The sequence below is a fragment of the Rhizobium sp. BK379 genome (genome assembly GCF_014193955.1).
Classification (GTDB): Bacteria; Pseudomonadota; Alphaproteobacteria; order Rhizobiales; family Rhizobiaceae; genus Rhizobium.
Map to the genome: position 1 here is coordinate 208,549 of NZ_JACIAD010000002.1, position 25,791 is coordinate 234,339.

Here is a 25,791-nt window from a genome sequence, read left to right on the forward strand (position 1 = left end):
AGAACGTGGCGTCGCCTCTTGCGGTGATCAAGCCGTGTTCGGTGCTTTTTTCTTTGGGCGGGCCTGTGTAAGGCTTGATTTTGACAAGCTGATTTGCGGAGGACACTCGTGCGCGTCATCTATTCCGAAGACCACAAGCTGCGTGATGCCAAGACAGAACTGCATGATGGCCAGCTTGTGACGCCCTTCGAGGCACCGTTCCGGGCGGAATGGATTCTTGCCGCGGTGAAGGATGCAGGTTTCACGGATGTTGTTGCGCCTCAGGCGCATGGCCTGGAAACTGCGCGCAAGGTACACGATCCCGCCTATCTGGAGTTCCTGGCGACGGTGTGGGATCGCTGGGTGGCGGCTGGATATAAGGGCGAGGCGATCGCCAATTCCTTCCCCATCCGCCGCAGCAGCCAGCGCATACCGGAAAACATCGTCGGCGCGATCGGCCATTATGCCAATGCTGCCGATACGTCCATCACCAAAGGATCCTACGAGGCAGCCGTTGCCTCGATGCGCTGTGCGATGACGGGCGCGGATTGGCTGAACGCCGGCAACCGCTTCGCCTTCGCGCTCTGCCGCCCGCCCGGCCACCATGCCGGCATGGATCTCTTCGGTGGCTATTGTTTCATCAACAATTCCGGTGTGGCGGCCCAGCGGCTGCTCGATCACGGCGCGAAGAGGGTCGCCGTGCTCGACGTCGATTTCCATCATGGCAACGGCACGCAGGATCTCTTCTATCGCCGCGGCGATGTCTTCACCGCCTCGCTGCACGGCGATCCAATCCACGCCTTTCCCTATTTTCTTGGCCATGCCGACGAGGACGGCGAAGGGCAGGGCGAAGGCGCCAATCGCAACTACCCGCTGGCTTATGGCACCACATTCGATGTCTGGTCATCAGCTCTTGCCGATGCGCTCTCCCGCATCAAGGCTTTCGGTGCCGAAGCCGTCGTTGTCGCTCTTGGCGTCGATACGTTCGAGCGCGATCCGATCTCCTTCTTCAAGCTGAAGTCGGAGGACTTCATTCGCATGGGCGAGTTGATCTCCGCCGCCGGCTTGCCGGTCGTCGCCTGCATGGAGGGCGGCTACGGTGTGCCGGAGATCGGCCTCAATGTCGCCAATGTGCTCAAGGGTCTGGAAGCCTGATCTGCTGCCGATGACTGACGAAAGCACTCCATCCGATATTCCGACGCCCCGCATGCTGAGCTGGGCGCGCAACTCGACCATCTATCGCCTCGAGCGGCGCATGATGACCGAAAAGCAGCTCTTTGACGCCATCACCCGCAAGGCGAAAGAAAAGTTCGAGGACATCAGCGCAGCCCAACTCAAGGCCGTTGCTGATTTTGCCGTCAAATTCGCCTATGACAACAAGGCGATCGACGATGGCGCCTATGCCGAGATTGCCACGCGATCGGCCGTGCGCAGCGGCAAGTCGAAGCGCGCGATCGCTCAGAAGCTTGCGGTCAAAGGCGTCTCAGCCGATAAGGTGGAGGTAGCGCTTGAGGAAACCGACGATCTCTACGCCGCAGCGATATTCGCCCGCAAACGCGCCTTTGGCCCCTTTCGCCGTGTCGAGCTGGATGAGAAACGCAAGGCGAAGGAGCTTTCCGCCTTCGCCCGCAACGGTTTCGGCTTCGAAATCGGCAGAAAGGTCTTCGAGATGACCTTCGAAGATGCTGAGGAGATCATCTTCGCTGGCCGCCTCTGATGCCATCAAGGCTTTTGCTGGCACGATCAGAAGTTTGAATTTGTCGCCTGCGGATCGGCTTCGTATGAAGAGCGCACAATCGGAGGCATCTATGGAAGACAGAACGAATGCAGGAGCGAATGCGCTGACTGCTGAAGCATCGACTGCATTCGGCGGCGTGGCTGCCGGCGGCCTGATGTGCCTCATGTCGATGTCTTCCATCCAGTTCGGTGCGGCATTGTCCTCGTCCGCCATCGCCACCTATGGGCCAGTCGGCGCCACATGGTTGCGCCTGGCTTTTGCCGCCATCATCCTGGCAATCGCCGTGCGCCCGCGCATTTTCAGCTACAGCCGCGCGCAATGGACAAGTGCCCTGGTTCTCGGCACGACGACGGCGCTGATGACGATGAGTTTTTTCTCGTCGATCGAGCGCATTCCGCTCGGCCTCGCCGTCGCGATCGATTTTCTCGGACCACTTTCCGTCGCGACCATCGGCTACGGATTGAGCCGGCGCCTCATCTGGCCGCTCATTGCTGCTTTCGGCGTTCTGGCCCTCGCCCATGACGGAGAAGGCTGGGTCGGAGATCCCCTCGGTGTTCTCTTTGCATTTGGCGCGGGAACCGGCTGGGCGATCTATATCGTGCTCACGAAGAAGATCGGTGCAAGCTTCAAGGGTCTTGAAGGACTTTCCATGTCGCTCATGGTTGCCGCCGTGGTCGCAACGCCCTTCGGCTTTGCCGGCGCCGCGCCGAAGCTTGATGCCTACGGCCTGATTGAGATGGCGGGCCTCGCCATTCTGGTGCCGTTGCTGCCCTACACGCTGGAACTGATTGCGCTGCGCCGGATGCCGACAGCTTCCTTCGGCATCCTTATGAGCCTGGAGCCTGCCATTGCAGCATTCGCCGGCTTTATCATACTGGCGCAGCCCATGACCTTTCTGCAGATGGCGGGAACGGCCCTGGTCGTCGCCGCAAGCGCCGGCGCCACCTTTTCGGCGAGGCAGTGAGACGTCATTCCGTCTTCTTCGTGGGATCGTCGAGTGCCGGATTGTAGAAGAGAGACAGCGTCAGGCTCTTTGCGATCCGTTCCGCTGTGGCCATGAACCAAACCTTGGCTTCCGGCGTCGGCGCCACATCGTCAAGCGTTTGCGAAAACAGAGAAAGCCATTTCGGGAAGAGCTCCGGCGTCATGTTCGCAACGCCGAGATGCGCCTGAACCGGCTTGCCGCCATAGGCGCCGCTGCGGAAGGCGACAGATGACCAGAAGCTTTTCATTTTGGCCATATGTTCCGGCCAGCGGCCGGAAAGCCTGGCGTCGAAGACCGGGCCGAGCTCGGCATGCTGCAGCACTCGCCCATAGAAGGTTTCAACAAGCCTCGAAATGAAGGCGTCATCGATGCCGATCGCTGCCATTTCGGCCTCGGCCTTTTCGCGGATCGCGGCAATATGCGCAGCCCGCCCTTGTATCTCGTTATCCATCTCAAACCCCGGCGCTAGTTCCAGCTGGCAGCTCTCATATAGGTTCGCGCACGTTCTCGCAAAACTGCGGTGAGGGGACCGTGGCAATCTGTCAATCTGGCGGGGTTTCGATCTTGACCCATGCCACACGCCTCTTTAAATTTAGAATAATTCTAAATTATTGGAGAATACACATGCTGGCGCGTTTTTTCAGATCACCGAAACGTTCCTTCCGATCCCTTTCCGAGCAGGAAATTCTGGCGCTTGCCATCGCCTCGGAAGAAGATGATGCGCGGATCTATCTCGCCTATGCTGAGCACCTGCGAAAGGAGTTTCCGGCATCCGCCAAGGTGTTCGAGGATATGGCCGAGGTCGAGGACACGCATCGCCGGTCCCTGATCGAAATGCACCGCCAGCGCTTTGGCGAGCGTATTCCCCTCATCCGCCGCGAGCATGTCGAAGGCTTCTACGAGCGCAAGCCCGACTGGCTGCGCGCCAATCTTTCCCTCGATGCGATCAGGCAGGAAGCCGAAGCGATGGAGGAGCAGGCCTATCGCTTCTACGTCGAGGCGATCAAGCAGACCTCTGACGCCTCCACTCGCCAACTTCTCGGTGATCTCGCACTTGCCGAGCAAGGCCACGAGGATATTGCCCGCATGCTCGGCGACAAGCACACGCCCGAGGATGTGAAGAAGGAAGAGGACGAGACGGCACGCCGACAGTTCGTACTGACCTATGTGCAGCCGGGCCTCGCCGGTCTGATGGACGGCTCGGTTTCCACGCTGGCGCCGATCTTCGCCGCCGCTTTTGCCACGCAGGATACCTGGCAGACCTTCCTCGTCGGTCTCTCGGCCTCGGTCGGCGCCGGCATTTCGATGGGCTTCACGGAGGCCGCTCACGACGACGGCAAGATCTCCGGCCGCGGCTCGCCGATCAAGCGTGGCCTTGCCTGCGGCATCATGACGGCGCTTGGCGGCCTCGGCCACGCGCTGCCCTATCTTATCCCGCAATTCTGGACCGCGACGATCACCGCCGCCGTCATCGTCTTCTTCGAGCTCTGGGCGATTGCCTTCATCCAGAACAAATACATGGAGACGCCGTTCCTGCGCGCGGCCTTCCAGGTCGTCGTCGGCGGCAGCCTCGTCCTCGCAGCCGGTATTCTGATTGGGAATGGGTGAGGAGCGGTCGGCACAGCCGAGCAATCGATCCAGTGAATCGATTGCAGCGACGAACGCCCTGAGCCAAAGCGAAGGGCCGGGCGCCGGTAGCGTCACACCCGGCGTAATTAATCGGTCGGGCAAAGCCCGAGCAACCGGCCCAATGAATCGATTGCGGCACCGACGCCTCACTCCGAAGCGAAAGTCCCGGTCGTCGCTGCTACAAATTCCAAGCACCGAAAATGAAAAAGCCGGCTGTCGCCGGCTTTTTCACAGTCCCCCACGAAACCTTTTACTTGAGAGCGCCGACCAGAACGTCGCGGCCATTCTCGATGGTAACCCAGCGGCCGGCGTTGAAGCTCGACTGGCGCTTGATGAAGCTATAGGGCGTCGCAAACCAGGGCTTGACGTCGGAAGCCAGGTTGTCGAGCACGAAATCGCCTTCGGCAGTGCGCAGCGTCAGCACGGCGTGGCCTTCGCCATCAGGCTTGCGAACGACGGTCATCAGCAGGTCCGCGGGCGAGAAGCCGCGCTGGATGAGGATACGACGCTTCAGAAGCGCGAAATCCTCGCAGTCGCCAGCCGTGGTCGGATAGGCCCAAACCTCGTCCTTGCCGTAGATTTCCTTGTCGGTCATCGGCGTGATCGTGCGGTTGACGGTCGCGTTGACCGAACGGACCGTGGCCCACTTGGCGCCGGTCATGGCAACCGGACCGCTATTGCGGTTGGCACCGCATTCGCTGCGGTGCGTCTGACAGAAATCGTAATGACCAACCGGCTGCGATGTCGCATTGCCGGTCACCATCGAGGCATTTTTGCTCGGAGCCGGAATAGCGGCCGGCGCCATTGCAAACACGGCCATCATGGCCACGAGGAAACCCTTGATCCGCACGCCCTACTTCCCTGCATCGCCCTTCATTTATTAACAAACAGTTAACGGAGAGGGCCGAAAGGAGTCAATCGTTACTTCTTGGGAGGGCGTTGCAACTCGTAGACATGGTTAAAATGCGACATAACCTTAGGGATAGTCGGGCGTGAGTTACTCAACCAAGGCCCTCTATTAGGGTGGTTGCATATTCTTTGGCGAACAACTGGTCTCAGTCTATCGGATGAGGCCTTTGACTGCGCCGCGCAGCCGCTCGATATCCTGTGGGCGCGACAGCCGATGGTCGCCATCGCGAATGAAGGTCAGTACCACGTCGTCGGCAGGAAGATGTTCCACGAGCTTCATCGCATGCAGATAGGGCACGTCGGCGTCTTTCATGCCCTGCAGGATATGGATCGGGCAGCCCGTTTCGATAATACCGGTCAGCACCCGGTTCTGGCGGCCATCTTCGATCAGCGCGCGGGTATAGATGTTGGGCTCGGGGCTATATTGCGAGCGTTCCTCGAAATAGCCGCGCTCTTCCAGCGAGACGCGCTCCTTCTTCTTGAGGTTTGGTTCGATGAGATCGGAGGTGAAGTCCGGTGCTGGCGCAATCAGCGCCATGCCTTCAAGCTTGGGTCCACCAGCCTTTGCAAGCTCCTGCGCCACCCTGAGCGCGATCCAGCCGCCCATCGAAGAACCGATGAGGATCATCCGTTTGGGGGCGGCGTCGCGGATCACCGCGAGCGCCTCCTCCAGCCAGCGCGAAATCGTGCCGTCGGTGAAGGCGCCGCTGGAAAGTCCGTGGCCGGAATAGTCGAGACGGATACAGGCGGTCCCCAGTTCTTCCGCCAGCCTGTCGATTTCGACGGCCTTGCTGCCGCTCATGTCAGATCGGTAGCCGGATAGCCAAACGAGAGCTGGAAGATCGCGGTCCGCTCGTGCCGGTCGCACCAGCATGGCGATCTGCCGCGCGGCCTCGCCTGCGCCAACGGTGAGGAACTGAGGCTGAAGAACGGACATCGGGCGGAACTCCTGTTGTTTCGGTCTATAAAACAGATTCTTGACAGGCTGACAGCAGGTGATTTTTCCGCTATAGGGTGTTATTGAATCCGTTGCAGTGATGGCGTGACCCGTTTGTGCCCCCTTTTCGAACTGGGACACGAAGCTGCAACGTTCCGAACAACGCGAGGAGAATACGACCATTCGCAGACCCTTTAAAACCGACGCGCCCGTAAAGGATGGACCGCGCTCGAACCGGGAGATCCGCATTCCGAAAGTTCAGCTGATTGCTGCTGACGGACAGAATATGGGCATCGTGCCCACAGACCAGGCCTTGAAAATGGCGGAAGAAGCCGGCCTCGACCTCGTCGAAATTTCACCCAATGCCGAACCGCCTGTGTGCAAGATCCTCGATCTGGGCAAGCTGAAATATGCCAACCAGAAGAAGGCCGCCGAGGCGCGCAAGAAGCAGAAGATTGTCGAAGTCAAAGAAATCAAGATGCGTCCGAACATCGACACCCATGATTATGAGGTGAAGATGAAGGCAATGGGTCGCTTCTTCGACGAAGGCGACAAGGTAAAGGTGACGCTGAAGTTCCGCGGCCGTGAAATGGCCCACCAGGAACTCGGCATGAAGCTTCTTCAACAGGTCAAGGCCGACACGCTCGAGATTGCCAAGGTTGAAGCCGAGCCTAAGCTCGAAGGCCGCCAGATGATGATGGTGCTGGCGCCGAAGTGACGGTGCCGCACTCTTTCGCTCAAAGCCGTCCGACAGGGCGGCTTTTGTGTTTTCCGGGGGCGGAAGATTCGTCATCCGCCCCGTTGCACTTTCATGACGCTGCGGTTATAAGCGCGCGTCCGAACTGACCGGCAGGGCATGCCGTGGCAGTTTCGAATGCTTGCGGGCAGGTTTCGTCACTGGACCCGCAGATCAACAACAAACGCTCCCGCGCCTTTGGCGAAGACCGGTAAACCGGGCTTTCGCAGAAGGGCTTCTTTAACGAAGCGGGTGAGGAGCTCTCAGAACGGAGTTGCAAAATGCCCAAGATGAAGACGAAGTCCTCTGCCAAGAAGCGGTTCAAGATCACCGCTACCGGCAAGGTCAAGGCGGCTGCCGCTGGCAAGCGCCATGGCATGATCAAGCGCACGAACAAGTTCATTCGCGATGCACGTGGCACGATGGTTCTGGCAGAACCCGATGGCCGCAAGGTCGTGAAGAACTATCTGCCGAACGGTCTCTGAGACTATTCCGGTAACGCGTTAGATTTAAGGAGATCATGAAATGGCACGTGTAAAAAGAGGCGTCACCGCCCACGCCAAGCACAAGAAGGTTCTGAAGCAGGCCAAGGGTTTCTACGGCCGCCGCAAGAACACCATCCGTACCGCCAAGGCTGCCGTTGACCGCGCCAAGCAGTACGCATACCGCGACCGCAAGGTTAACAAGCGCAACTTCCGCGCCCTCTGGATCCAGCGTATCAACGCTGCCGTCCGCGAATTCGGCCTGACCTACGGCCGCTTCATCGACGGTCTGAACAAGGCTGGCATCGAAGTCGACCGCAAGGTTCTCTCCGACATGGCAATCCACGAGCCGGAAGCATTCGGCGCCCTGGTTGCTGCCGCCAAGAAGGCCCTTGAGTACCTCAAGGACACCGGCACGGCTAACGAGTTTGAAGGCGCGGTTCGTTAACCAGCGCTTCCCAAGCTTGACGCTTTTTTGAATTTTGGGAAACCCGCGCTGGTTTGGGCTAGCGCGGGTTTTTCTTTCTCTATACTGCTGGCGCGGCCTTGCCGAGCCCGCCTTTCGAACGCCGCCTGATCCGGACGGAAAGAAGACAATGTCAGATATCGACCAGCTCAAATCCTCTCTGCTTGCCGAAATTGCCGCAGCCAATGATGAGCCTGCGCTCGAAGCCGTCCGTGTTTCCGCGCTTGGCAAGAAGGGCTCGATTTCCGAGCTCCTGAAGACGCTCGGTGCCATGACTCCGGAAGAGCGACAGACCCGTGGCGCCGCGATCAACGCCCTGAAGAACGAAGTGACCGACGCCCTTGCCGACCGCAAATCGGTGTTGAAGGAAGCGGCGATCAACGCTCGCCTCAAGGCCGAAACGGTCGATGTCAGCCTGCCGGTCCGCTCCTCGCCTGCCGAACGCGGCCGCATCCATCCAATCAGCCAGATTGTCGATGAAATCACCGCGATCTTCGGCGATATGGGCTTCTCGATCGCAGAAGGTCCCGACATCGAGACCGACTATTATAATTTCACGGCTCTGAACTTCCCGGAGGGCCATCCGGCCCGCGAGATGCACGACACCTTCTTCTTCAATCCGGACGAGAAGGGCGAGCGCAAGGTACTGCGCACGCATACCTCGCCGGTGCAGATCCGCACGATGGAATCGCAGAAGCCGCCGATCCGCATCATCATTCCCGGCAAGACCTACCGCCAGGATTCGGATGCCACGCATTCGCCGATGTTCCATCAGGTCGAAGGCCTCGTCATCGACAAGAAGGCCAATGTCGCCAATATCCGCTGGGTGCTCGAAGAGTTCTGCAAGACCTTCTTCGAGGTCGACAGCGTGACGATGCGTTTCCGCCCGTCCTTCTTCCCCTTCACCGAGCCCTCCTTCGAGGTCGATATCCAGTGCGATCGCTCCGGTCCCATCGTCAAGTTCGGTGAAGGCACGGACTGGATGGAAATCCTCGGCTGCGGCATGGTCCACCCGAACGTGCTGCGTTACGGCGGTCTCGATCCCGATGAATATCAGGGCTTTGCCTGGGGCATGGGCCTCGATCGCATCGCCATGCTGAAATACGGCATGCCCGACCTGCGCGACTTCTTCAATGCCGATGTCCGCTGGATGAACCACTACGGCTTCCGCCCGCTCGACATGCCGACACTGTTCGGCGGTCTCAGCGTTTAAGGGGAGGATTGGACCAATGAAATTCACGCTTTCCTGGCTCAAGGATCATCTGGAAACGGATGCCACGCTCGATGAAATCTGCACGCGCCTGACCGAGATCGGTCTGGAAGTGGAAGATGTCGATGACAAGGCGGCCTTCAAGCCCTTCGTCATCGCCAAGGTTCTCTCGGCTGAAAAGCATCCGCAGGCCGATCGCCTGAAAGTGCTGATGGTCGATATCGGTGAGGGCGCTCCGGTTCAGGTCGTCTGCGGCGCGCCGAATGCGCGTGCAGGCCTCGTCGGCGCCTTTGCCGCTCCCGGCACCTATGTTCCCGGCATCGACGTGACGCTGTCCATCGGCAACATTCGCGGTGTCGAAAGCCGCGGCATGATGTGCTCGGAAAAGGAACTGCAGATCTCCGACAATCACGATGGCATCATCGACCTGCCTGCTGATGCGCCTGTCGGTACGAGCTACGCCGCCTATTCCCATCTCGACGATCCGGTCATCGAGATCAACCTGACGCCGAACCGTCCGGATTGCACCTCGATCTACGGCATTGCCCGCGATCTCGCAGCCTCAGGTCTCGGCACGCTGAAGGCGCGTCCGGCACCGTCGTTCACGGTGGAGGGCGAAACTTCGGTCAAGCTGACGCTCGATCTTGATGATGCAAAGCTCTGCCCGGGCTTCGGCCTGCGGCTCGTGCGCGGCGTCAAGAATGGCCCGAGCCCCCGTTGGCTGCAGCAACGGCTTCTCGCTATCGGCCTGCGCCCCATCAATGCTTTGGTCGATATCACCAATTACATGACCTTCGACCAGGGCCGGCCGATGCACGTCTTCGACGCGGCCAAGGTCAAGGGCAACCTGACGGTCCGCCGCGCCAAGGAAGGCGAGACGGTATTGGCGCTCGATCAGCGCGAATACAAGCTCGGTCCGAACAATGTCGTCATCGCCGATGAGAACGGCGTCGAATCGATCGGGGGCATCATGGGCGGCGAACATTCCGGCTGTGACGAGAACACCGTCGACGTGTTGATCGAATCCGCTCTCTGGGATCCGATGAACATCGCCAAGTCCGGCCGCGCGCTCGGCATCATCACCGATGCCCGCTACCGTTTCGAACGCGGTGTCGATCCGGAATATATGGTTCCCGGCCTCGAACGCACGACGGAACTCGTTCTCGAACTCTGCGGCGGCAAGCCGGCCAAGTCCGAGATCGTCGGCTACAAGGGCTACGAACCGAAGATCGTCGACTTCCCTTATTCGGAGGTCAAGCGCCTGACCGGCCTCGAGATCTCTACGGAACAAAGCAATACGATCCTGACCCGCCTTGGCTTCAAGGTTTCGGGTTCGGGCGAGCGCGTCTCGGTCGCCGTTCCCTCCTGGCGCCCCGATGTCGATGGCAAGGCCGATCTCGTTGAAGAGATCATGCGCATCCATGGTGTCGACAATATCAAGCCGGCGCCGCTCGAAAGCCATGCAGCCGTCAATGGCCGCATCCTGACGACGCTGCAAATCCGCACCCGCGCCGCCAAGCGCGCACTTGCCTCGCGCGGCATGCTGGAAGCCGTCACCTGGTCGTTCATTCCGGAAGATCAGGCAAGGCTCTTCGGGGGTGGTTCGGCAGCCCTCAAGCTTGCCAATCCGATCGCCGCTGAGATGTCGGACATGCGCCCTTCGCTGCTGCCGGGTCTGCTGACGGCAGCCCAGCGCAATGCCGACAAGGGCTATGGCGACGTAGCGATCTTCGAAGTGTCAGGCACGTACGAAAACGACAGGCCGGAAGGCCAGCGTCGCGTGGCCGGTGGCATCCGCCGTGGCACGGCATCGCTGGCTGGCGCCGGCCGGATGTGGTCGAACGCAGCAAAGGGCGGCGGCAAGCCGGTCGATGTCTTCGACGCCAAGGCCGATGCGCTCGCCGTGATCGAAGCCTGCGGCCTGCCGATGGGCAATATCCAGATCGAGCAGGGCGGTCCCGAATGGTATCATCCCGGCCGTTCCGGCACGATCAAGATGGGTCCGAAGATCATTCTCGGTTACTTCGGCGAGTTCCATCCGACCACGCTCGAAAAGCTTGACGTCTCCGGCGCCCTTTGCGGCTTTGAAGTCTATGTCGACGCGATGGCCGAGCCGAAGAAGAAAGCGACCCGCACCAAGCCGGCGCTCGACCTCTCGCCTTTCCAGGCCGTCAAGCGCGACTTCGCTTTTGTCGTCGACAAGACGGTGGAGGCCGGCGCGCTTATCAAAGCGGCGACCGGCGTTGATCGCAAGCTGATAACCGGCGTCAATGTCTTCGACATTTTCGAAGGCGCTTCGGTCGGCGAAGGCAAGAAGTCCGTTGCAATCGAAGTGCAGATCCAGCCGGCCGAGCGCACGCTTACCGACGAGGATTTCGAAGCGCTGACGCAGAAGATCGTGGCCAGCGTAGCCAAGTTCACCGGTGGTGTCCTTAGAAGCTGATCCGGCTAACAAAGTCGTGATAGGGCCGGCGGCGCATGCTGCCGGTCTTTTCATAGATGGAGATGGTAGAGCTTGCTCACGATCGTCCAGCGACCATCGATCTTCAGCAGCGACAGATAGTCGGTGAAGCGCATGCCGGCAAAATCGTCGGTCACTTTCACGGTTGCCGCGTCACCTGATATATCGATGCTGTCTATATCCATGTAAGGCTGGGTGCCGGGCGGCGCGGCCCCTTCTTCGAGAATAGCGGCGATGAATTCGTCGCGTGAGAGCCATTCCACTGCGTTCTGATAGTGCCCGATAACAGAGCTTTTCGGGTGAAAGGCCTTCTTCAAGGCCGCCTCATTGGCGAAGGCCATACCCTCGACATAGAGATGAACCGTTGCTTCGATTGCCTGCCTGTCGGCCATATCGATACCTCGTCCCATATTCCCAGCGGAAAGGATAGGGGCATGGCGGGCGAAGACAAGATCAGAGGGAGAAGAGCAGCGCGTGACGGCTGCTCTTCTTGCATGCGCTAAGCTGCGCGTGAAGCCTTCTGGTTTGCGGCAGATGTCGCAAGCTTCGTCAGGATCTGGTCGGTCTTGCCTTCTTCCTGCAGTGTCTGGTCGAGAAGCGTAACAGCGTCCTTGAAGCCCAGCGTTTGCGCCCAGGTTTTCAGTGTCCCGTAGCGGGCGATCTCATAATGTTCGACGGCCTGGGCCGCGGAAATCAGGCCAGCATCGACAGCTGCCGTCCCCTTGAACTCCTCCATGATTTCCTCGCCCTCGGCAATGATGCCCTGAATTGCTTCGCAGGTCTTGCCCTGGGCGCGCTTGCCGATGATTTCGAAAACCTGCTGCAGTCGCTCGACGTGACTTTCGGTCTCTTCGCGATGCTTTTCAAAACCCGCCTTCAATTCCTGCGACTGGGCGGCGCGCGCCATTTTCGGCAGGGCTCGCAGTATCTGGCGTTCGGCGAAGTAGATGTCCTTGAGGGTATCGTAAAACAGATCTTCCAGCGTCTTTTCCTTGGCCATTGTTCCGTTCCTTATTGGGAGATTTCCGCCCTTGCGGCGACACTGCATAGAAGCATTCACTATGCTAATTGTTCCCGTGGAAATCGGGTGGCGCGGTTTGGTCCTCCTGGCAATGATATCAGGAGGGATCGGGGAGGGCGGAACATGAAGAAACCGGGATCGATGAAGGGGCTGGAGGATCTCGGGCGGGTGCGGCTGTCGAAGAACTTCTTCTTCCGCGATTTCCTTCATTCCGAAATCGCCGATTTCTACCGTATTCCGAATATTCCCGAAAATCCTGATCTCGCCATCGAGACAGGCAGGCGGCTTTGCGAAGAACTTCTGGAGCCGCTGGAAGCAACCTTCGGGCGCCTCCATATCCGCTCCGGCTACCGGGCGCCCGAGGTCAACCGCTTCGGCAATGAAAACAATCTCAACTGCTCGACCAATTCCACGACTGCCGCCCACCACATATGGGACATGCGCGATTTCGACGGCTGCATGGGCGCTGCCGTCTGCATTGCCGTGCCCTGGATGGTCGATCGTTACAATGATGAAAGCGATTGGCAGAGGCTCGCCTGGTGGATCCACGACCACCTGCCCTATGCCTCGCTCTGCTTCTTCCCGAAGCTATGGGCTTTCAATATCCAGTGGCACGAGCGGCCGAAGCGGGTGATCCAGAGCTACGTGCGTCCGCGCGGCATCCTGACCAAGCCGGGCATGGCCAATTGGGAGGGCGATCATTCCGAATGGTATGAAGGCTTTCCGCAACTCAGAAATTGATGCGGTAGCGGATGTGGCCATCACTCTCGACATAAGTGTCGTAGAGTGCACGGGCCGTCCTGTTCTGCTCACTCGTATGCCAGTAGAGCCGCGACCAGCCGTTCTTCTTGCAGAGGGCCACGAGGTCGTCCATCAGTGCCCGGCCGACACCCTTTCCGCGCACATCCTCTGATACGAACAGGTCTTCGAGATAGCAGTCCTTGCCGCGGATCCAGGTGCCTTCATGCGTCAGGCAGAGTGTGAAGCCCACGACTTCGCCGTCGAGTTCCGCTACCCGCATGAAGATTGCCGACGCCGGATCGAAGACCCGGCGCCAGGTGGAATCGGTGATATCGGCATCGACGGCGACCTCGTAGAAAGCGAGATAGTCCGCCCAGAGCGCACGCCAGCGCGCCTCATCCTCGGGTCTCGCATCGCGGATCGTCACGGTCATGCCATCACCTCGTTTCAGGCGCCGGCCTCGTCGAGCAGCGCCATCGCCTCGTCGGAGAGCGCGAGCGTTGCCGATTTCACCAGGCTTTCAAGCTGAGACAGGCTCGTAGCACTGGCGATCGGCGCCGTCACGCCCTTCTTGCGCAGAAGCCAGGCGAGCGAGATTTCCGCCGGCTTGGCGCCCGTCTCAGCCGAGACCTTGTCGAGTGCGGCAAGGATGCGCATGCCCTTGTCGTTGAGATATTGCGAAACGCGGCCTTCGCGAGCGCGGCCCTCCGTATCCGCCTTGCTGCGGTATTTGCCGGAGAGAAAGCCGGCTGCGAGGCTGAAATAGGTGATGACGCCGATATCTTCCTTCACACAGAGATCGGCAAGCGGGCCTTCGAAGCTCGAACGCTCATAGAGATTATATTCCGGCTGCACCGCCTGATAGCGCGGCAGGCCGGCCTTATCGGCGGCATCGAAGGAAGCCTGCAGCAGGCTCGCATCATAATTCGAGCAGCCGACGGAGCGAATCTTGCCTTGTTCTAGAAGCTTCGCATAGGCGCCGAGCGATTCCTCATGCGGCGTGTCCGTGTCCGGCCAGTGCGACAGATAGAGATCGATATAGTCGGTCTGCAGCCGGCGCAGCGAATCCTCGACTGCCTTCAGGATATAGCCGGCCTTCAGCGTCTTGCCCTGGCCCATGTCCGAGCCGACCTTGGTGATGATGACCGCCTTGTCGCGAGAAACCTTTCCCTTCTTCAGCCATTTGCCGATGATCTCCTCGGAATCGCCGCCCTTGTTGCCCGGCACCCAGGCGGAGTAGACGTCGGCCGTATCGATCGTGTTGAGACCGGCGTCGAAAAAGCCGTCCAGAATGTCGAAGGATGTTTTTTCATCGGCCGTCCAGCCGAACACATTGCCGCCGAAGACGATCGGCGAGACCGAAAGACCTGTTTTTCCAAGCCGGCGCATTTCCATGGCGCTCTCCCAAAATGCTGAAGTGATTGAAATCGGAGGAAACGGCAGAACGCCGTTCGTCACTAACCTAGCGCGGACTGCCTTCGAGGGAAACCAAACTTCCGTGATCGCCCGTCGCGCCATTGCGCCGCATGAGAGGGCTGAATAAGGTGCGCCCGATCGATTGCAGGAGGACCTTTCATGTTGCGTTTCGGTATACTTTCAACGGCCAAGATCGGCCGGGATAATGTCGTTCCAGCCATTCAGGACGCGGAAAACTGCGTCATCACCGCTATTGCCAGCCGTGATTTTGCGCGTGCCCGGGAAATGGCGGACCGCTTCTCCGTGCCGCATGCCTTCGGCTCCTATGAGGAAATGCTGGCGTCGGACACGATCGATGCCGTCTATATTCCTTTGCCGACCTCACAGCATGTCGAATGGTCGATCAAGGCCGCCAATGCCGGCAAGCATGTGCTCTGCGAAAAGCCGATTGCATTGAAAGCCTCCGAGATCGACGATCTCATCGCCGCGCGCGACCGCAACAAGGTCATTATCAGTGAGGCCTTCATGGTCACCTATTCGCCGGTCTGGCGGAAGGTTCGCTCGCTGCTGCAGGAGGGGGCGATCGGCGAGCTTCGTCATGTCCAGGGCGCCTTTACCTATTACAACCGCGACCCCGGCAACATGCGCAACATCCCCGAGCTTGGCGGCGGCGGCCTGCCTGATATCGGGGTCTATCCTGTTATCAGTACCCGCTTTTCCACCGGCAAGGAGCCGTCCTGGGTCCAGGCAATCACCGAGCGCGATGCCGAGTTCGGCACCGATATCTATTCCAGCGTCAAGGCCGATTTCGGCGATTTCGAACTGAGCTTCTATATCTCTACCCAGATGGCCGGCCGCCAGATCATGGTCTTCCACGGCACCGACGGCTATATCGAGGTCAAGTCGCCGTTCAACGCCAATCGCTGGGGGCCGGAGGAGATCGAAGTGACCGATCGCGGTCACAGCGAATCCCGGATCATTCGCTTTCAGGATAGCCGCCAGTACAGGTGCCAGGCGGAAGCATTTGCCCGTGCTGCCGCAGGCGAAAAGGACGAAATCGTCACGCTGGAAGATTCCAGGCTCAATCAGAAGGCTATCGACGCCATCTACCGCGCCAGCGAGAAGGATGGTTGGGAAGCCGTCTAGTTTTTCTCGGCTTTGCCGCGGAAGACGAAGCGGGAATAGCCGAAGAAGCTGAAGAACATCGACGCTGCGGTCGCGAGCACCATCGCGACGAGCGGCTGCAGCGCCGGTAATGACAGAAGCAGCGCCGAATAAAGCCCATAATTGACGAGGGCTGCTGTCACGCCGACTGAGCCGTAGCGGAAGCCTTCTGCTGCCAGCGATCGGCCTGACCGGTCGAAAGTGAATGTCCGGTTGAAGGCCCATGTCGTCGCCATTGCGAGCGCAATGGCAATCAGCCGGCCAATGAAGGGGCCGAGTGGCGTCAGGTGTAGCAGGGCAGCAAGCACGCATGCATCGACGATGAAGCCAAGGCCACCGGCGATCGCGAAACGAATGAGCTTCTTCATGCGGCATCCGCCTTCTTGCCATCGAGCGTTATGGCTGAGGTTTTATCCTTTACCGAAACCGGTGCTGCAAGGCTCATATAATGGATACGCAGCTGCTCAGCCCGCGCCCGCGCAACGGAATCGAGGATCACGCCGGCAGTAAACAGCATGATGGAGATCATCGCCAGTGCCGTCGAAAGCACCCAGGTCGGCATGCGGCTGACGAGGCCGGTCGCAAAATATTCCGCCAGCACCGGGCCCATGAAGCCGAGACTTGCCAGCATGAAGAACGCGCTGATCGTGCCGAAGAAGGCGAAGGGCCGCGTCTCCTTCATCAGCATCGCAAACATCCAGAGGATCTTGCCACCATCGCGGAAGGTCGAGAGCTTCGAATGCGAGCCCTCCGGGCGCCGCCCGTAATGCAATTCCAGTTCACTGACAGGCAGTTTCAGCCGCGACGCATGCACCGACATCTCCGTCTCGATCTCGAAACCGCCGGAAACCGCGGGGAAGCTCTTGACGAAACGGCGCGAGAAGGCCCGGTAGCCGGAGAAGATGTCGGTAAAGTCAGGTCCGAAGATTGCGCGATAAAGGATGTTGAACAGCCGGTTGCCGAGGGCATGTCCCTGCCGGCCGGCATCATCATGGACGCCGCGCCGCGTGCCGACCACCATATCGGCCCTTTCCGTCAGCAGTGTCCGCACCAGCTCTTCGGCATCCTCAGGCGCATAGGTCCCATCACCGTCGGCGATGATATAGATGTCGGCATCAATGTCGGCGAACATGCGCCGCACCACATGGCCCTTGCCCTGACGCCGCTCGCGCACGACATGCGCGCCGGCAAGCATGGCATGCAGCGCCGTGCCGTCAGTGGAATTGTTGTCGTAGACATGGATATGCGCATCGGGCAATGCCGCCCGAAATCCCCTGACGACAGCCCCGATCGTCGCCGCTTCGTTGTAGCAGGGAAGCAGAACGGCAATGTCAGGACTTTCGCTGAGCGATCGCGCCATGGGGTTACACTCGTTACAAAGAAACCGCAGCGAATTTACGCCATGCTGCGTTAACAAGCCCCTATAAGAAGCGAAAGCTGTCGCGTCCTGTGGTTTACACTTTCTTGATAAGCCAAGGCTAAGGTTTGCCTATCACGTAACGACCTGGCTATCATGATGAACGCAGTGCAGCCGATCACCAAGGCGCAAGCCACATCAGTCAGGACTGGAATCATCGGCAATATTCGGCAGCTGCTGACGCGTCTCCTGCCATCCGCCCTCATCTACAGCCTTGTTCTGATCGGCATTATCGTGGTCATGAAATACGCCGGGGGTCCGGTCGATTATGTCGGCCCCGACAATGATGACGGCATGCGCCTCGTGGAGGTCAGGGACTTTCTGAACGGGCAGGGCTGGTTCGATCTGATGCAGTATCGGCTCGGCCTCGGCGAAGGCACGCTCATGCACTGGTCGCGGCTGATCGACTTGCCGATCGCTGCACTGATCCGCTTCTTCGGCCTCTTGCTCGGCCATGATGCTGCGGAAGCTGCTGCACTCGTGGTCTGGCCCCTGTCGCTCGTTTTTCCTGCCATGCTTGCCATGGGTCTTGCCGGACGGCGTGTCGGCGGCCTTGCCGGCATGCACCTGTCTTTCTGCTTTGCCGGCATGGCGGTCTATACCGGCAATCGCTTTGCGCCAGGCGCCATCGATCACCACAATGCTCAGCTCGCGCTCGTCGCAACCATGGTGGCGATGCTCTTCGATGAAAAGCAGCGCGCCTGGAACTACGTCGTTGCTGGCGCGTCAGCCGCCCTGGCGATCGCGATCGGCGCGGAAACCACGCCCTTCGTTGCCATCTATTGCCTTGTCGTCGCGCTGCTTTGGGTCTGGGAAGGCGAGCCGTTCGCCGCCGCCACCAAAGCTTTCGGCCTCAGCCTCGCTGTTGCGATCAGCATCCTCTTCTTTGTAACGGTACCGCCACAGCACTATTCAGCGGTGACTTGCGACAATCTTTCGCTCGGCTTCTACAGCCTGGCAACCATTGGCGGTGGTCTGCTGCTCGCCGCCGCGATCTTTGCGAGCCGTCTCGGCCGCGGCTTGCGTCTTGCCGTGATTGCGGCTGTCGGCGCCGGTGTTTTCGGCTCCGCCATGGTCATTGCCCCGGAATGCCTGCGCAATCCGCTTGCCGACCTCGATCCCATGCTGGTCGAACTCTGGCTGCGCAATGTCTCGGAAGCGCAATCCATTCTCGCTCTTGGCAGGACAGATCCCTTTTCCCTTGGCGCATTCTATGCGCCTGGCCTGCTCGCGATTGCCGTCTGTATTTTCCGCTCCGTGCAGGGCGATCGCGTGCAAGTCCATCTCGTCCTTCTGGCACTCTTGAGCGTCAGCTGGGCGGTTGCACTGGTTCAGGTCCGGGGAGCCGTCTTTTCAAATCTGCTATCCATCCTGCCGCTTGCCTTGCTGATCATCGACGTGCGCCGCGTGTCGAACGGCGACAGCGAAAATGCCGCGGCTGCCCTCATCTATATCGTGACGGTCCTGGCAAGCGTGCCGGCGGTATGGGCCGTCGGCGGTGCGCTTGTCGGAATGCAGGTCAACAAGACGAAGAATACGGAGGTGGCGGATAGACCGTCATGTTCCTCCAGGCAGGCGCTCGCGCCGCTTGGCGGCCTGCCTGCGGGTCTCGTCTCGGCGCCGTCGGAAATGGGTGTGCCGATCCTGCGCTACACCGCTAACCGTGTTCTATCGGCGCCCTATCATCGCAACCAAGGCGGCATGCTGACCGAGATGCATATAGGTCTGGCCGAGCCGCAGGAAGCAGAGGCCTTTCTGAAGGGAGCGGGCGTTACTGTTGTTGCCTTCTGCCCGGATGATCTGCAGACAAGCGAAATCGCAAAATTGAAGCCCGACGGGCTTTATGCACAACTTGGCAACGGCAATATTCCTGGGTATCTCGATCCGCTGCCAAAAGCTGCGGACAGCGGCGTCCAGTTCTTCCGTTATCGGCCGGCGTCGGACTGAGTCCCGTCTTTCAGGAGTGGACGAGTACAGCCCGCAGGCGATCGGTGGTAAAGAGGCCGCCGAGATAAAGCAACAGGCCGGCATTGTAACCGATGATCGTGTAGAAAAGCGCCAGGAATGAAACCGCACCGCCAGACACAATCGCGGCGATGGCAAAGGTTACAGCGATCAGCATGGCGACGATTGCAATGACGCCGGCTGAGCGCATAAGGCCAGCGGTGAGGCCCAGGGTGGTTGCTGTCAGGATGATCATGTTGTCACCTCTTCTTCAGGTCGTTTGCGAGGAACCTAGGGGTCCTCCGCTAACAAAAGTTTATTGGCCACCCTTAATGAAAGCTGCACTTGCAGCCATGGTTACGGATGCGTTCACCTGACGGCATTTCCTCCGGCTCGCGCCGGGCATGTGTTTCGATACAGTTCAACTCTGTTACAGGCTGAAAAGTTCCGTTACTTTTCCATTTACGTAAACGGAACTCTCCGGCTGCAACATCCGCGTTCGCACGAAGCAGCATTACGCTGTCAATTCGATCGCGCCTGATCGACCAGTTGTTCGGAAAGAGGGCGAGCCGAAACCTATAAGGTTGAGCAAGGGCGACGATGATAGAAGCGACCGTTCCCGCGTCGCTCATCGACGGGGAATTTTCACTGTCACCAACATGCTCATTTTCGGGTCGGGTGTTCGCCACTCCCTACGAACATGAATGATACTAAGATTTTTTTTAGAGTAGCGATATCCCTATTTCTTGGGTCTCCCACCGTTTTTTGAATAAAAATTCGCCCTTCCCCGGCCCCGACCTTTCAGTTTAAGGGCGATCAAAATAGAAAGAGGGGATGAGCAATGTCTTTGACGGCGATTCGCCTACCAATCTTGCGGAATATTCGGTCTCTGAGCTCTCCGGATCCATCAAGCGGACCGTCGAGACAGCCTTCGATCAGGTGCGTGTGCGCGGCGAGATCTCGGGTTACCGTGGTCCGCATTCCTCGGGCCATGCTTACTTCTCGCTGAAGGACGATCGCGCGCGGATCGATGCGGTCATCTGGAAGGGCACGTTTTCCCGACTGAAATTCCGCCCGGAAGAGGGCATGGAGGTGATCGCGACCGGCAAGGTAACGACCTTTCCCGGTTCCTCCAAATACCAGATCGTCATCGAGACGCTCGAGCCCGCCGGCGCCGGCGCGTTGATGGCGCTGATCGAGGAGCGCAAGCGCCGTCTCGGTGCCGAAGGCCTGTTCGATCCCTCGCGCAAGAGGCGTCTGCCTTTCATGCCCAAGGTGATCGGTGTCGTGACCTCGCCGACGGGCGCCGTCATCCGCGATATCCTGCATCGCATCTCCGATCGTTTCCCCGTCCATGTCATCGTTTGGCCGGTCAAGGTGCAGGGGGAGGGCTCCGGCGAGGAGGTGGCAAACGCCATCAACGGCTTCAACGCTCTGGAGCATGGCAGCGAGATCCCGCGCCCTGATGTGCTGATCGTCGCTCGCGGCGGCGGCAGCCTTGAAGATCTCTGGAGCTTCAACGACGAAATCGTCGTGCGGGCCGCAGCCGATAGCCGGATTCCGCTGATCTCCGCTGTCGGCCACGAGACCGACTGGACGTTGATCGACTACGCCGCCGATATCCGCGCCCCGACACCGACCGGTGCTGCTGAAATGGCCGTGCCCGTCAAGGCCGAGCTCGAGGCCCAGGTCGCAGGTCTCACTGCCCGTCTGCAGGGCTGCATGAGCCGCCAGATGGATCAGCGCCGCCAGTCCGTCCGCGCCTTGATGCGCGCCCTGCCGTCGCTCGATCAGCTGCTGGCGCTGCCCCGACGCCGCTTTGATGAGGCCGCTGCCGGTCTCGGTCGCGGCCTGGAGCTCAACACCATCAACAAACGCCGCGGTTTCGAGCGTGTTGCCTCGCATCTGCGGCCGGACGTGCTCTCCAACCGCATCACCGAGCGTCGGCAGCTTTTGAACGAACGCATGGCGCGGGCCGAGCGTGTCGTCGAACGCCGCATCGACAATCTGAAAGCCCGTGTCGAACGCTTCGGTGTCGTTCTGTCATCCGTGCCGGCTAGATTGACCACACAGACGGGTCGTGCTCGGGACCGCCTTGCCAATTTCTCCCGCCATGCCGACAGCGCTATTGGTCATCAGCTCGCTCGCGCCCGCGCAGCTCTGGCAGCGCAAGACCGCGTTCTTCAGTCTCTCTCCTACAAGAACGTGCTGAAGCGAGGTTATGCCGTCATTCGCGATGAGGAGAACAGGCCGGTCTCGCAGGCATCGGCACTCTCCGCCGGCATGGGCATCGCCATTGAGTTCGCCGACGGCCGCGTCGGCGCTATGACGACGGAAGGCGGCGCTGCGCCATCAGGGGGCAGGAAGCGCACGATCAAGGCCGGCGAACCACCGAAGCAGGGAAGCCTGTTCTAGCAATGCACATTCTGCTGGTGCTCGCCCATCCGCTGCCCGAAAGCTTCGCCGCTTCTGTGGCGCGGACTGCTCGCGAGGCCCTCGAAACCTCCGGCCATACTGTCGATCTCCTGGATCTCTATGCGGAGGATTTCGACCCACGGCTGTCCAGGGCCGAGCGGGGCGGTTATTTTGATGTGCCCTACGATACGTCCGCCGTCGCCGGTATCGTTGCACGGCTGCAAGCGGCTGACGGTCTCATTCTGGTTTTTCCGCAGTGGTGGTTCAACTTCCCGGCCATATTGAAGGGCTTCATCGATCGCGTCTTTGCGCCGGGCGTCGCCTTCACCCATGATGTCGCCGGCGGCCGTATCGTGCCGCAGCTCACCAATATCAAGCTGCTCTACGCGCTGACGACGACTGGTTCGCCCTGGTGGCTGGTGCATCTCTATATGGGCAATCCCGTCCGACGCCTGCTGAAGCGCGGCATCGCCAATTTCTGCGCCAAGCGAGTGAAGTTCCGGATGCTGAGCCTGCACGACATGGACCGCGCGACGGACGCCAAGCGTAAGACGCATCTGGAGCGCGTCCGAAAGGCGCTCGCTGCCGTCTGACTATTCGAAATCGGACAGGAATTTTTTCAGCAACCGGTCGAGCTCGGCTTTGTCTTCTGCCGTCAGGTTGCGTGTCAGTCGCTGCTGGTTGGCGACATGCGCCCCGACCGCCTCTTCCACCGCTGCCAAACCCTTCTCGGTCAGCGCAATCAGCACGCTGCGCCGGTCTTCGGGATTGAACAGGCGCTCCACCAAGCCCGCTTTTTCCAACTGGTCGATCCGGTTCGTCATCGTGCCGGAGCTGACCATCGTCATGCCGAGCAGCTCTCCGGGCGAAAGCCGGTAGGGTGCGCCGGAACGGCGAAGCGTGGCCAGCACATCGAAGGAGGAAGAGGAAAGGCCGTGCTTGAGCAGAACCGCGTCCACTTCGCGGCCGATATGCGTCGTCAGCCGCTTCAGCCGGCCAAAGATCCCCATGGGTTCGACATCCAGCTCCGGCCGCTCGCGCCGCCACTGCGCCAGGATCCTGTCGACGTGATCTGATTTCTCCTTGTCCATGCTGCATCGATATCAGCAGGTATCTTGACGTCAAGATAAAACACGCTATTCTGAATTTATCTTGAAGTAGAGATTCTTGAAATGAAGACAAACATTCGATACGCGACCGATGTGTTGATGACCGCGATTGCCCCCGCCATCTGGGGCAGCACCTATTTCGTCACCACATCCTTCCTGCCGCATGGCTACCCGCTGACGGTTGCAATGCTGCGGGCGCTGCCGGCAGGGCTGCTTCTGCTGCTGATTGTCCGGAACCTGCCGACGGGCATCTGGTGGAGCCGCGTCTTCATTCTCGGCGCCCTGAACTTCTCGTTCTTCTGGGCGATGCTCTTCGTTTCAGCCTATCGCCTGCCCGGCGGCGTGGCCGCGACGGTCGGCGCCGTACAGCCGCTGATCGTCATCGCGCTCTCGCGCATCTTTCTCGCCAAGCCGATCCGCTTCATTGCCGTTATGGCCGGCCTGATCGGCATCGCAGGTGTCGCACTTCTGGTGCTGACGCCGAATGCGGCCCTCGATCCCGTTGGGGTCGTCGCAGGTCTCGCTGGCGCGGTCTCCATGGCTTTCGGTACGGTGCTGACCCGCCATTGGCAGCCGCCCGTCTCCAGCCTCACCTTTACCTCCTGGCAATTGACCGCAGGCGGCATTCTGCTCGTCCCCGTGGCACTCTTCCTGGAGCCGGCGCTTCCCGTGCCGACGACAGCCAATATCCTCGGCATTGCCTGGCTTGGCCTCGTCGGTGCTGCCTTCACCTATCTGCTGTGGTTCCGAGGGCTCTCGCGCATAGAGCCTTCGGCCGCGGCGTCGCTAGGCTTCCTGAGCCCGGTTGTCGCGACCCTGCTCGGTTGGCTGGCACTCGGCCAGAGCCTGACGCCGATCCAGCTTGCAGGCTTTGCCATGGTGCTGGTCAGCGTCTGGCTCAGCCAGCGCGGCCTGATGCCGAAGGCCGGTACTATGCCCACTCGCCCTGGCGCATCACCGGTACCCGCGAGCCATCGGGCTTGATGCCGTCAATATCGACCTTGTCGGAGCCGATCATCCAGTCGATATGGATCAGGCTGGAATTGCCGCCCTGCGCCTTGATCTGCTCCTGGCTGAGCGATGCGCCGTCGAGGAAACATTTCGAATAGCACTGGCCGAGTGCGATATGGCAGGAAGCGTTTTCGTCGAACAGCGTGTTGTAGAAGAGGATGCCGCTCGCTGAAATCGGCGAGGAATGCGGCACCAATGCCACTTCGCCCAGCCGGCGAGCGCCTTCATCCGTGTCGAGCACCTTGTTCAGCACTTCCTCCCCGCGTGAAGCCTTGGCCTCGACAATGCGGCCGCCTTCGAAGTGAACCCGGATATTGTCGATCAATGTGCCCTGATGTGAGAGCGGCTTGGTGCTGGATACATGGCCTTCCACGCGCAGCGCATGCGGCGTGGTGAAGACTTCCTCGGTTGGAATATTCGGATTGCAGGTAATGCCGTTCTTCGCCGTGGAGGCGCCGCCGTGCCACTCATGGCCGTCCGCGAGGCCGACGGTCAGGTCCGTGCCCGGCCCGGTGAAATGCAGTGAAGCGAAACGCTCGCCGTTCAGCCAGGAAGAACGCTTGCGCAGATTGGCATTGTGCTCGGCCCAGGCGGCGACCGGATCGGGCACATCGACACGCGATGCGGCAAAGATCGCCTTGGCGAGTTTGGCAATGGCGATTGCTTCCGGATCGTCCGGGAAGACGACCTTCGCCCAGGAAGGATTGGGGTAGGAAACGATGTTCCAGTTGATGTCGAAGTTGGAAATCTTCTCCAGCGCCGGCTTATAGGCCGTGGAATTGGCGCGGTTGGCGCGGCCGACCTTGCTCGGATCCTGCTCCGCCAGCAACATCGGGTTGTCGCCGGCAATCGCGAGGCGGGCAGCACCCTTTTCGTAGGCTCTCGCCATGCCGTCATAAAGCCAGCCGGAAGCCCGGTCGAAGCTTTCGTCGCTGGCATACTGGTAGCGGGCCAGCGTCGTTTCCTCGTCGGAATAGAAGGTCGAAACCAGGCCGGCGCCCGAGAGATAGGCGTGCTTGGTGATCAGTCGCACCAGCGGTAGCGCCACGACCGGCGCGGTAATGACGAGATCCTGCCCCTGCTGAAGCTGCAGGCCCACCTTGATGGCGACTTCTGCAAGTTTCTCGAGTTTGCCGGGATCGACGGAGCTGTGGCTCTGGGGCATAAACGTCATGGGTCAACCTGCCTTCTGATATCTGCGACGGGAGGTGAAAGACTTAGACCCCTTTACGGCGAAAATGAAGCGTGCCACCTCCAATTTGAGCGCGGCCGGAGCATGTCCGGCCGCTGGTGCGCACGCGTCAAGCGGCGGCGGGCAGCCGGAGTAGGACCGAATTGTGCTTCTCGAGGAATTCCATCAGCCGCTGCTGATAGTCTTCACCGACGGCGTTCCTGACGCTTGGCCGCTCGGCCAGCGCCTTGCGCCAGCGCTGGACCCGCTCGAGACCATCGAAGATGGGGCTGTCGCCGAGCGTATCGAACAGGTCGAAGTAGCGAAAGATCGGCCCAAAGACCGCGTCGACGAGGCTGAAGCTCGTCCCGGCGAAATAGGGTCCGTCCGCCAGCGTACCCTCGATCGTCACGAATTTGGTAACAAGCGCCTTATGCTTGGCCTCCAGCTGCGCCCCATCCTGCGCCGTCTCATAGCCCCAGAGATCGGAAAGCACGGATGAGCCGAACTCCATCCATCCGCGATGGCGGGCGCGGGTCAGCGCATCGGCGGGATGCAGCGCCGTACCTGTCTGTGTTTCCTCCAGATATTCGCAGATCACGCTGCTTTCGAATAACACCTCTTCGCGACCGTCGTCCTCTTGAATCCGGAGCAAGGGCACCTTGCCGAGGGGTGAGATTTTCAGGAACCAATCCGGTTTGTCGGCAAGATCGATATTTATCCGCTCGAATGGTACGCCCTTTTCGAGGAGCGCGATCGCGGCGCGTTGCACATAGGGGCAAAGATGATGGCTGATGAGGGTAAGCTTGCTCATGAAAGTCTCCTGGAGGTTTGCAAGGGATCGTTGGCT

28 protein-coding genes are annotated in these 25,791 nt (G+C 60.0%); 15 read left to right on the forward strand and 13 right to left on the reverse strand.

Features of this window, described 5'->3' with window-relative positions; genetic code table 11:
* Window positions 1–108: 108 nt before the first annotated feature.
* The 3 genes from FHT93_RS12005 to FHT93_RS12015 all read left to right on the forward strand — a co-directional run bounded on the left by FHT93_RS12005 (window position 109) and on the right by FHT93_RS12015 (window position 2,681).
* Window positions 109–1,134, forward strand: a complete 1,026-nt coding sequence (locus FHT93_RS12005; RefSeq protein WP_183847749.1) for a histone deacetylase family protein — start codon at window positions 109–111, stop codon at window positions 1,132–1,134.
* A gap of 10 nt (window positions 1,135–1,144) precedes the next feature.
* Window positions 1,145–1,696, forward strand: coding sequence for a recombination regulator RecX (gene recX / locus FHT93_RS12010; protein WP_112542005.1), 552 nt, complete (start codon window positions 1,145–1,147; stop codon window positions 1,694–1,696).
* Between the two features lie 91 nt (window positions 1,697–1,787).
* Window positions 1,788–2,681, forward strand: coding sequence for an EamA family transporter (locus FHT93_RS12015; protein WP_113013172.1), 894 nt, complete (start codon window positions 1,788–1,790; stop codon window positions 2,679–2,681).
* Window positions 2,682–2,685: 4 nt separating this feature from the next.
* Here the strand turns inward: FHT93_RS12015 and FHT93_RS12020 are convergent, their stop codons facing one another.
* Window positions 2,686–3,153 (reverse strand): truncated hemoglobin, encoded by a 468-nt coding sequence (locus FHT93_RS12020; protein ID WP_183847751.1) that lies wholly within the window; start codon window positions 3,151–3,153, stop codon window positions 2,686–2,688.
* A gap of 173 nt (window positions 3,154–3,326) precedes the next feature.
* Between FHT93_RS12020 and mbfA the strand changes: the two genes are divergently transcribed.
* On the forward strand, window positions 3,327–4,310 hold the full coding sequence (gene mbfA / locus FHT93_RS12025) for an iron exporter MbfA (RefSeq protein WP_112541933.1): 984 nt from the start codon (window positions 3,327–3,329) through the stop codon (window positions 4,308–4,310).
* Window positions 4,311–4,581: 271 nt separating this feature from the next.
* Here mbfA and FHT93_RS12030 read toward each other — a convergent pair whose 3' ends face one another.
* Both FHT93_RS12030 and FHT93_RS12035 read right to left on the reverse strand, forming a co-directional pair.
* Entirely contained in the window at window positions 4,582–5,181 is a 600-nt protein-coding gene (locus tag FHT93_RS12030; RefSeq protein WP_112541932.1) for a transglutaminase-like cysteine peptidase, read from the reverse strand.
* Window positions 5,182–5,391: 210 nt separating this feature from the next.
* The gene (locus tag FHT93_RS12035; protein ID WP_113013170.1) at window positions 5,392–6,177 is read right to left on the reverse strand and encodes an alpha/beta hydrolase; all 786 of its coding nucleotides are present in this window, start codon (window positions 6,175–6,177) and stop codon (window positions 5,392–5,394) included.
* A gap of 181 nt (window positions 6,178–6,358) precedes the next feature.
* Between FHT93_RS12035 and infC the strand changes: the two genes are divergently transcribed.
* The 5 genes from infC (at window position 6,359) to pheT (ending at window position 11,514) form a co-directional block, all read left to right on the forward strand.
* On the forward strand, window positions 6,359–6,895 hold the full coding sequence (gene infC / locus FHT93_RS12040) for a translation initiation factor IF-3 (RefSeq protein WP_112541930.1): 537 nt from the start codon (window positions 6,359–6,361) through the stop codon (window positions 6,893–6,895).
* 299 nt (window positions 6,896–7,194) lie between these two features.
* Window positions 7,195–7,398, forward strand: a complete 204-nt coding sequence (gene rpmI, locus FHT93_RS12045; RefSeq protein WP_004108077.1) for a 50S ribosomal protein L35 — start codon at window positions 7,195–7,197, stop codon at window positions 7,396–7,398.
* Window positions 7,399–7,438: 40 nt separating this feature from the next.
* Window positions 7,439–7,843 (forward strand): 50S ribosomal protein L20, encoded by a 405-nt coding sequence (gene rplT, locus FHT93_RS12050; protein WP_112541929.1) that lies wholly within the window; start codon window positions 7,439–7,441, stop codon window positions 7,841–7,843.
* A 148-nt stretch (window positions 7,844–7,991) separates the two neighbouring features.
* A complete protein-coding gene (gene pheS / locus FHT93_RS12055; RefSeq protein WP_112541928.1) occupies window positions 7,992–9,074 on the forward strand; it encodes a phenylalanine--tRNA ligase subunit alpha in 1,083 nt (360 codons plus the stop codon).
* Window positions 9,075–9,090: 16 nt separating this feature from the next.
* On the forward strand, window positions 9,091–11,514 hold the full coding sequence (gene pheT / locus FHT93_RS12060; RefSeq protein ID WP_183847753.1) for a phenylalanine--tRNA ligase subunit beta: 2,424 nt from the start codon (window positions 9,091–9,093) through the stop codon (window positions 11,512–11,514).
* A gap of 50 nt (window positions 11,515–11,564) precedes the next feature.
* Here pheT and FHT93_RS12065 read toward each other — a convergent pair whose 3' ends face one another.
* Window positions 11,565–11,924 (reverse strand): nuclear transport factor 2 family protein, encoded by a 360-nt coding sequence (locus FHT93_RS12065; protein ID WP_113114779.1) that lies wholly within the window; start codon window positions 11,922–11,924, stop codon window positions 11,565–11,567.
* A 107-nt stretch (window positions 11,925–12,031) separates the two neighbouring features.
* Window positions 12,032–12,532 (reverse strand): ferritin-like domain-containing protein, encoded by a 501-nt coding sequence (locus FHT93_RS12070; protein WP_183847755.1) that lies wholly within the window; start codon window positions 12,530–12,532, stop codon window positions 12,032–12,034.
* Window positions 12,533–12,676: 144 nt separating this feature from the next.
* On the opposite strand from FHT93_RS12070, the gene FHT93_RS12075 reads away from it, so the two are divergent.
* Window positions 12,677–13,294, forward strand: a complete 618-nt coding sequence (locus FHT93_RS12075; RefSeq protein WP_183847757.1) for a hypothetical protein — start codon at window positions 12,677–12,679, stop codon at window positions 13,292–13,294.
* On the opposite strand, the gene FHT93_RS12080 is transcribed toward FHT93_RS12075, so the two are convergent.
* Window positions 13,284–13,727 (reverse strand): GNAT family N-acetyltransferase, encoded by a 444-nt coding sequence (locus FHT93_RS12080; protein WP_183847759.1) that lies wholly within the window; start codon window positions 13,725–13,727, stop codon window positions 13,284–13,286. The genes FHT93_RS12075 and FHT93_RS12080 overlap by 11 nt on opposite strands.
* A 14-nt stretch (window positions 13,728–13,741) precedes the next feature.
* Window positions 13,742–14,689, reverse strand: a complete 948-nt coding sequence (locus tag FHT93_RS12085) for an aldo/keto reductase (RefSeq protein ID WP_183847761.1) — start codon at window positions 14,687–14,689, stop codon at window positions 13,742–13,744.
* A 180-nt stretch (window positions 14,690–14,869) separates the two neighbouring features.
* Here FHT93_RS12085 and FHT93_RS12090 point away from each other — a divergent pair, with 180 nt between their 5' ends.
* Entirely contained in the window at window positions 14,870–15,856 is a 987-nt protein-coding gene (locus tag FHT93_RS12090) for a Gfo/Idh/MocA family oxidoreductase (RefSeq protein WP_112970092.1), read from the forward strand.
* Here FHT93_RS12090 and FHT93_RS12095 read toward each other — a convergent pair.
* Together FHT93_RS12095 and FHT93_RS12100 are read right to left on the reverse strand one after the other, a co-directional pair.
* Complete coding sequence (locus tag FHT93_RS12095; protein WP_112970091.1) at window positions 15,853–16,242, reverse strand: GtrA family protein; 390 nt, start codon at window positions 16,240–16,242, stop codon at window positions 15,853–15,855. The two genes, FHT93_RS12090 and FHT93_RS12095, sit on opposite strands and share 4 nt — an antisense overlap.
* The gene (locus FHT93_RS12100; RefSeq protein WP_112541919.1) at window positions 16,239–17,234 is read right to left on the reverse strand and encodes a glycosyltransferase; all 996 of its coding nucleotides are present in this window, start codon (window positions 17,232–17,234) and stop codon (window positions 16,239–16,241) included. Before FHT93_RS12100 ends, FHT93_RS12095 begins: the two co-directional genes overlap by 4 nt.
* A gap of 156 nt (window positions 17,235–17,390) precedes the next feature.
* Here FHT93_RS12100 and FHT93_RS12105 point away from each other — a divergent pair, with 156 nt between their 5' ends.
* Entirely contained in the window at window positions 17,391–19,238 is a 1,848-nt protein-coding gene (locus FHT93_RS12105; protein WP_183848385.1) for a hypothetical protein, read from the forward strand.
* Between the two features lie 10 nt (window positions 19,239–19,248).
* Here the strand turns inward: FHT93_RS12105 and FHT93_RS12110 are convergent, their stop codons facing one another.
* A complete protein-coding gene (locus tag FHT93_RS12110) occupies window positions 19,249–19,491 on the reverse strand; it encodes a hypothetical protein (protein WP_112541918.1) in 243 nt (80 codons plus the stop codon).
* 578 nt (window positions 19,492–20,069) lie between these two features.
* On the opposite strand from FHT93_RS12110, the gene xseA reads away from it, so the two are divergent.
* Both xseA and FHT93_RS12120 read left to right on the forward strand, forming a co-directional pair.
* Window positions 20,070–21,650, forward strand: a complete 1,581-nt coding sequence (gene xseA, locus FHT93_RS12115) for an exodeoxyribonuclease VII large subunit (protein WP_113013163.1) — start codon at window positions 20,070–20,072, stop codon at window positions 21,648–21,650.
* Between the two features lie 2 nt (window positions 21,651–21,652).
* The gene (locus FHT93_RS12120) at window positions 21,653–22,243 is read left to right on the forward strand and encodes an NAD(P)H-dependent oxidoreductase (protein ID WP_113013162.1); all 591 of its coding nucleotides are present in this window, start codon (window positions 21,653–21,655) and stop codon (window positions 22,241–22,243) included.
* Here the strand turns inward: FHT93_RS12120 and FHT93_RS12125 are convergent, their stop codons facing one another.
* Complete coding sequence (locus FHT93_RS12125) at window positions 22,244–22,741, reverse strand: MarR family transcriptional regulator (RefSeq protein WP_113013161.1); 498 nt, start codon at window positions 22,739–22,741, stop codon at window positions 22,244–22,246. It abuts the gene before it with no gap.
* A gap of 81 nt (window positions 22,742–22,822) precedes the next feature.
* Between FHT93_RS12125 and FHT93_RS12130 the strand changes: the two genes are divergently transcribed.
* On the forward strand, window positions 22,823–23,743 hold the full coding sequence (locus tag FHT93_RS12130; RefSeq protein WP_183847763.1) for an EamA family transporter: 921 nt from the start codon (window positions 22,823–22,825) through the stop codon (window positions 23,741–23,743).
* Here the strand turns inward: FHT93_RS12130 and FHT93_RS12135 are convergent.
* On the reverse strand, window positions 23,691–24,944 hold the full coding sequence (locus FHT93_RS12135; protein WP_112541912.1) for an aminopeptidase: 1,254 nt from the start codon (window positions 24,942–24,944) through the stop codon (window positions 23,691–23,693). The genes FHT93_RS12130 and FHT93_RS12135 overlap by 53 nt on opposite strands.
* Window positions 24,945–25,071: 127 nt before the next feature.
* Entirely contained in the window at window positions 25,072–25,755 is a 684-nt protein-coding gene (locus FHT93_RS12140) for a glutathione S-transferase family protein (protein WP_183847765.1), read from the reverse strand.
* Window positions 25,756–25,791 lie beyond the last annotated feature (36 nt).

Coding starts and splice junctions, on each gene's coding strand:
- FHT93_RS12070 (WP_183847755.1), bottom strand. CDS start 12,532: ATGGCCAAGGAAAAGACGCTGGAAGATCTGTTTTACGATACCCTCAAG.
- pheS (WP_112541928.1), top strand. CDS start 7,992: ATGTCAGATATCGACCAGCTCAAATCCTCTCTGCTTGCCGAAATTGCC.
- FHT93_RS12135 (WP_112541912.1), bottom strand. CDS start 24,944: ATGACGTTTATGCCCCAGAGCCACAGCTCCGTCGATCCCGGCAAACTC.
- FHT93_RS12120 (WP_113013162.1), top strand. CDS start 21,653: ATGCACATTCTGCTGGTGCTCGCCCATCCGCTGCCCGAAAGCTTCGCC.
- rpmI (WP_004108077.1), top strand. CDS start 7,195: ATGCCCAAGATGAAGACGAAGTCCTCTGCCAAGAAGCGGTTCAAGATC.
- FHT93_RS12020 (WP_183847751.1), bottom strand. CDS start 3,153: ATGGATAACGAGATACAAGGGCGGGCTGCGCATATTGCCGCGATCCGC.
- FHT93_RS12080 (WP_183847759.1), bottom strand. CDS start 13,727: ATGACCGTGACGATCCGCGATGCGAGACCCGAGGATGAGGCGCGCTGG.
- FHT93_RS12095 (WP_112970091.1), bottom strand. CDS start 16,242: ATGAAGAAGCTCATTCGTTTCGCGATCGCCGGTGGCCTTGGCTTCATC.
- FHT93_RS12075 (WP_183847757.1), top strand. CDS start 12,677: ATGAAGAAACCGGGATCGATGAAGGGGCTGGAGGATCTCGGGCGGGTG.
- FHT93_RS12085 (WP_183847761.1), bottom strand. CDS start 14,689: ATGGAAATGCGCCGGCTTGGAAAAACAGGTCTTTCGGTCTCGCCGATC.
- FHT93_RS12065 (WP_113114779.1), bottom strand. CDS start 11,924: ATGGCCGACAGGCAGGCAATCGAAGCAACGGTTCATCTCTATGTCGAG.
- FHT93_RS12140 (WP_183847765.1), bottom strand. CDS start 25,755: ATGAGCAAGCTTACCCTCATCAGCCATCATCTTTGCCCCTATGTGCAA.
- FHT93_RS12035 (WP_113013170.1), bottom strand. CDS start 6,177: ATGTCCGTTCTTCAGCCTCAGTTCCTCACCGTTGGCGCAGGCGAGGCC.
- FHT93_RS12125 (WP_113013161.1), bottom strand. CDS start 22,741: ATGGACAAGGAGAAATCAGATCACGTCGACAGGATCCTGGCGCAGTGG.
- pheT (WP_183847753.1), top strand. CDS start 9,091: ATGAAATTCACGCTTTCCTGGCTCAAGGATCATCTGGAAACGGATGCC.
- recX (WP_112542005.1), top strand. CDS start 1,145: ATGACTGACGAAAGCACTCCATCCGATATTCCGACGCCCCGCATGCTG.
- FHT93_RS12105 (WP_183848385.1), top strand. CDS start 17,391: ATGAACGCAGTGCAGCCGATCACCAAGGCGCAAGCCACATCAGTCAGG.
- FHT93_RS12090 (WP_112970092.1), top strand. CDS start 14,870: ATGTTGCGTTTCGGTATACTTTCAACGGCCAAGATCGGCCGGGATAAT.
- FHT93_RS12130 (WP_183847763.1), top strand. CDS start 22,823: ATGAAGACAAACATTCGATACGCGACCGATGTGTTGATGACCGCGATT.
- mbfA (WP_112541933.1), top strand. CDS start 3,327: ATGCTGGCGCGTTTTTTCAGATCACCGAAACGTTCCTTCCGATCCCTT.
- FHT93_RS12100 (WP_112541919.1), bottom strand. CDS start 17,234: ATGGCGCGATCGCTCAGCGAAAGTCCTGACATTGCCGTTCTGCTTCCC.
- FHT93_RS12015 (WP_113013172.1), top strand. CDS start 1,788: ATGGAAGACAGAACGAATGCAGGAGCGAATGCGCTGACTGCTGAAGCA.
- FHT93_RS12110 (WP_112541918.1), bottom strand. CDS start 19,491: ATGATCATCCTGACAGCAACCACCCTGGGCCTCACCGCTGGCCTTATG.
- xseA (WP_113013163.1), top strand. CDS start 20,070: ATGAGCAATGTCTTTGACGGCGATTCGCCTACCAATCTTGCGGAATAT.
- rplT (WP_112541929.1), top strand. CDS start 7,439: ATGGCACGTGTAAAAAGAGGCGTCACCGCCCACGCCAAGCACAAGAAG.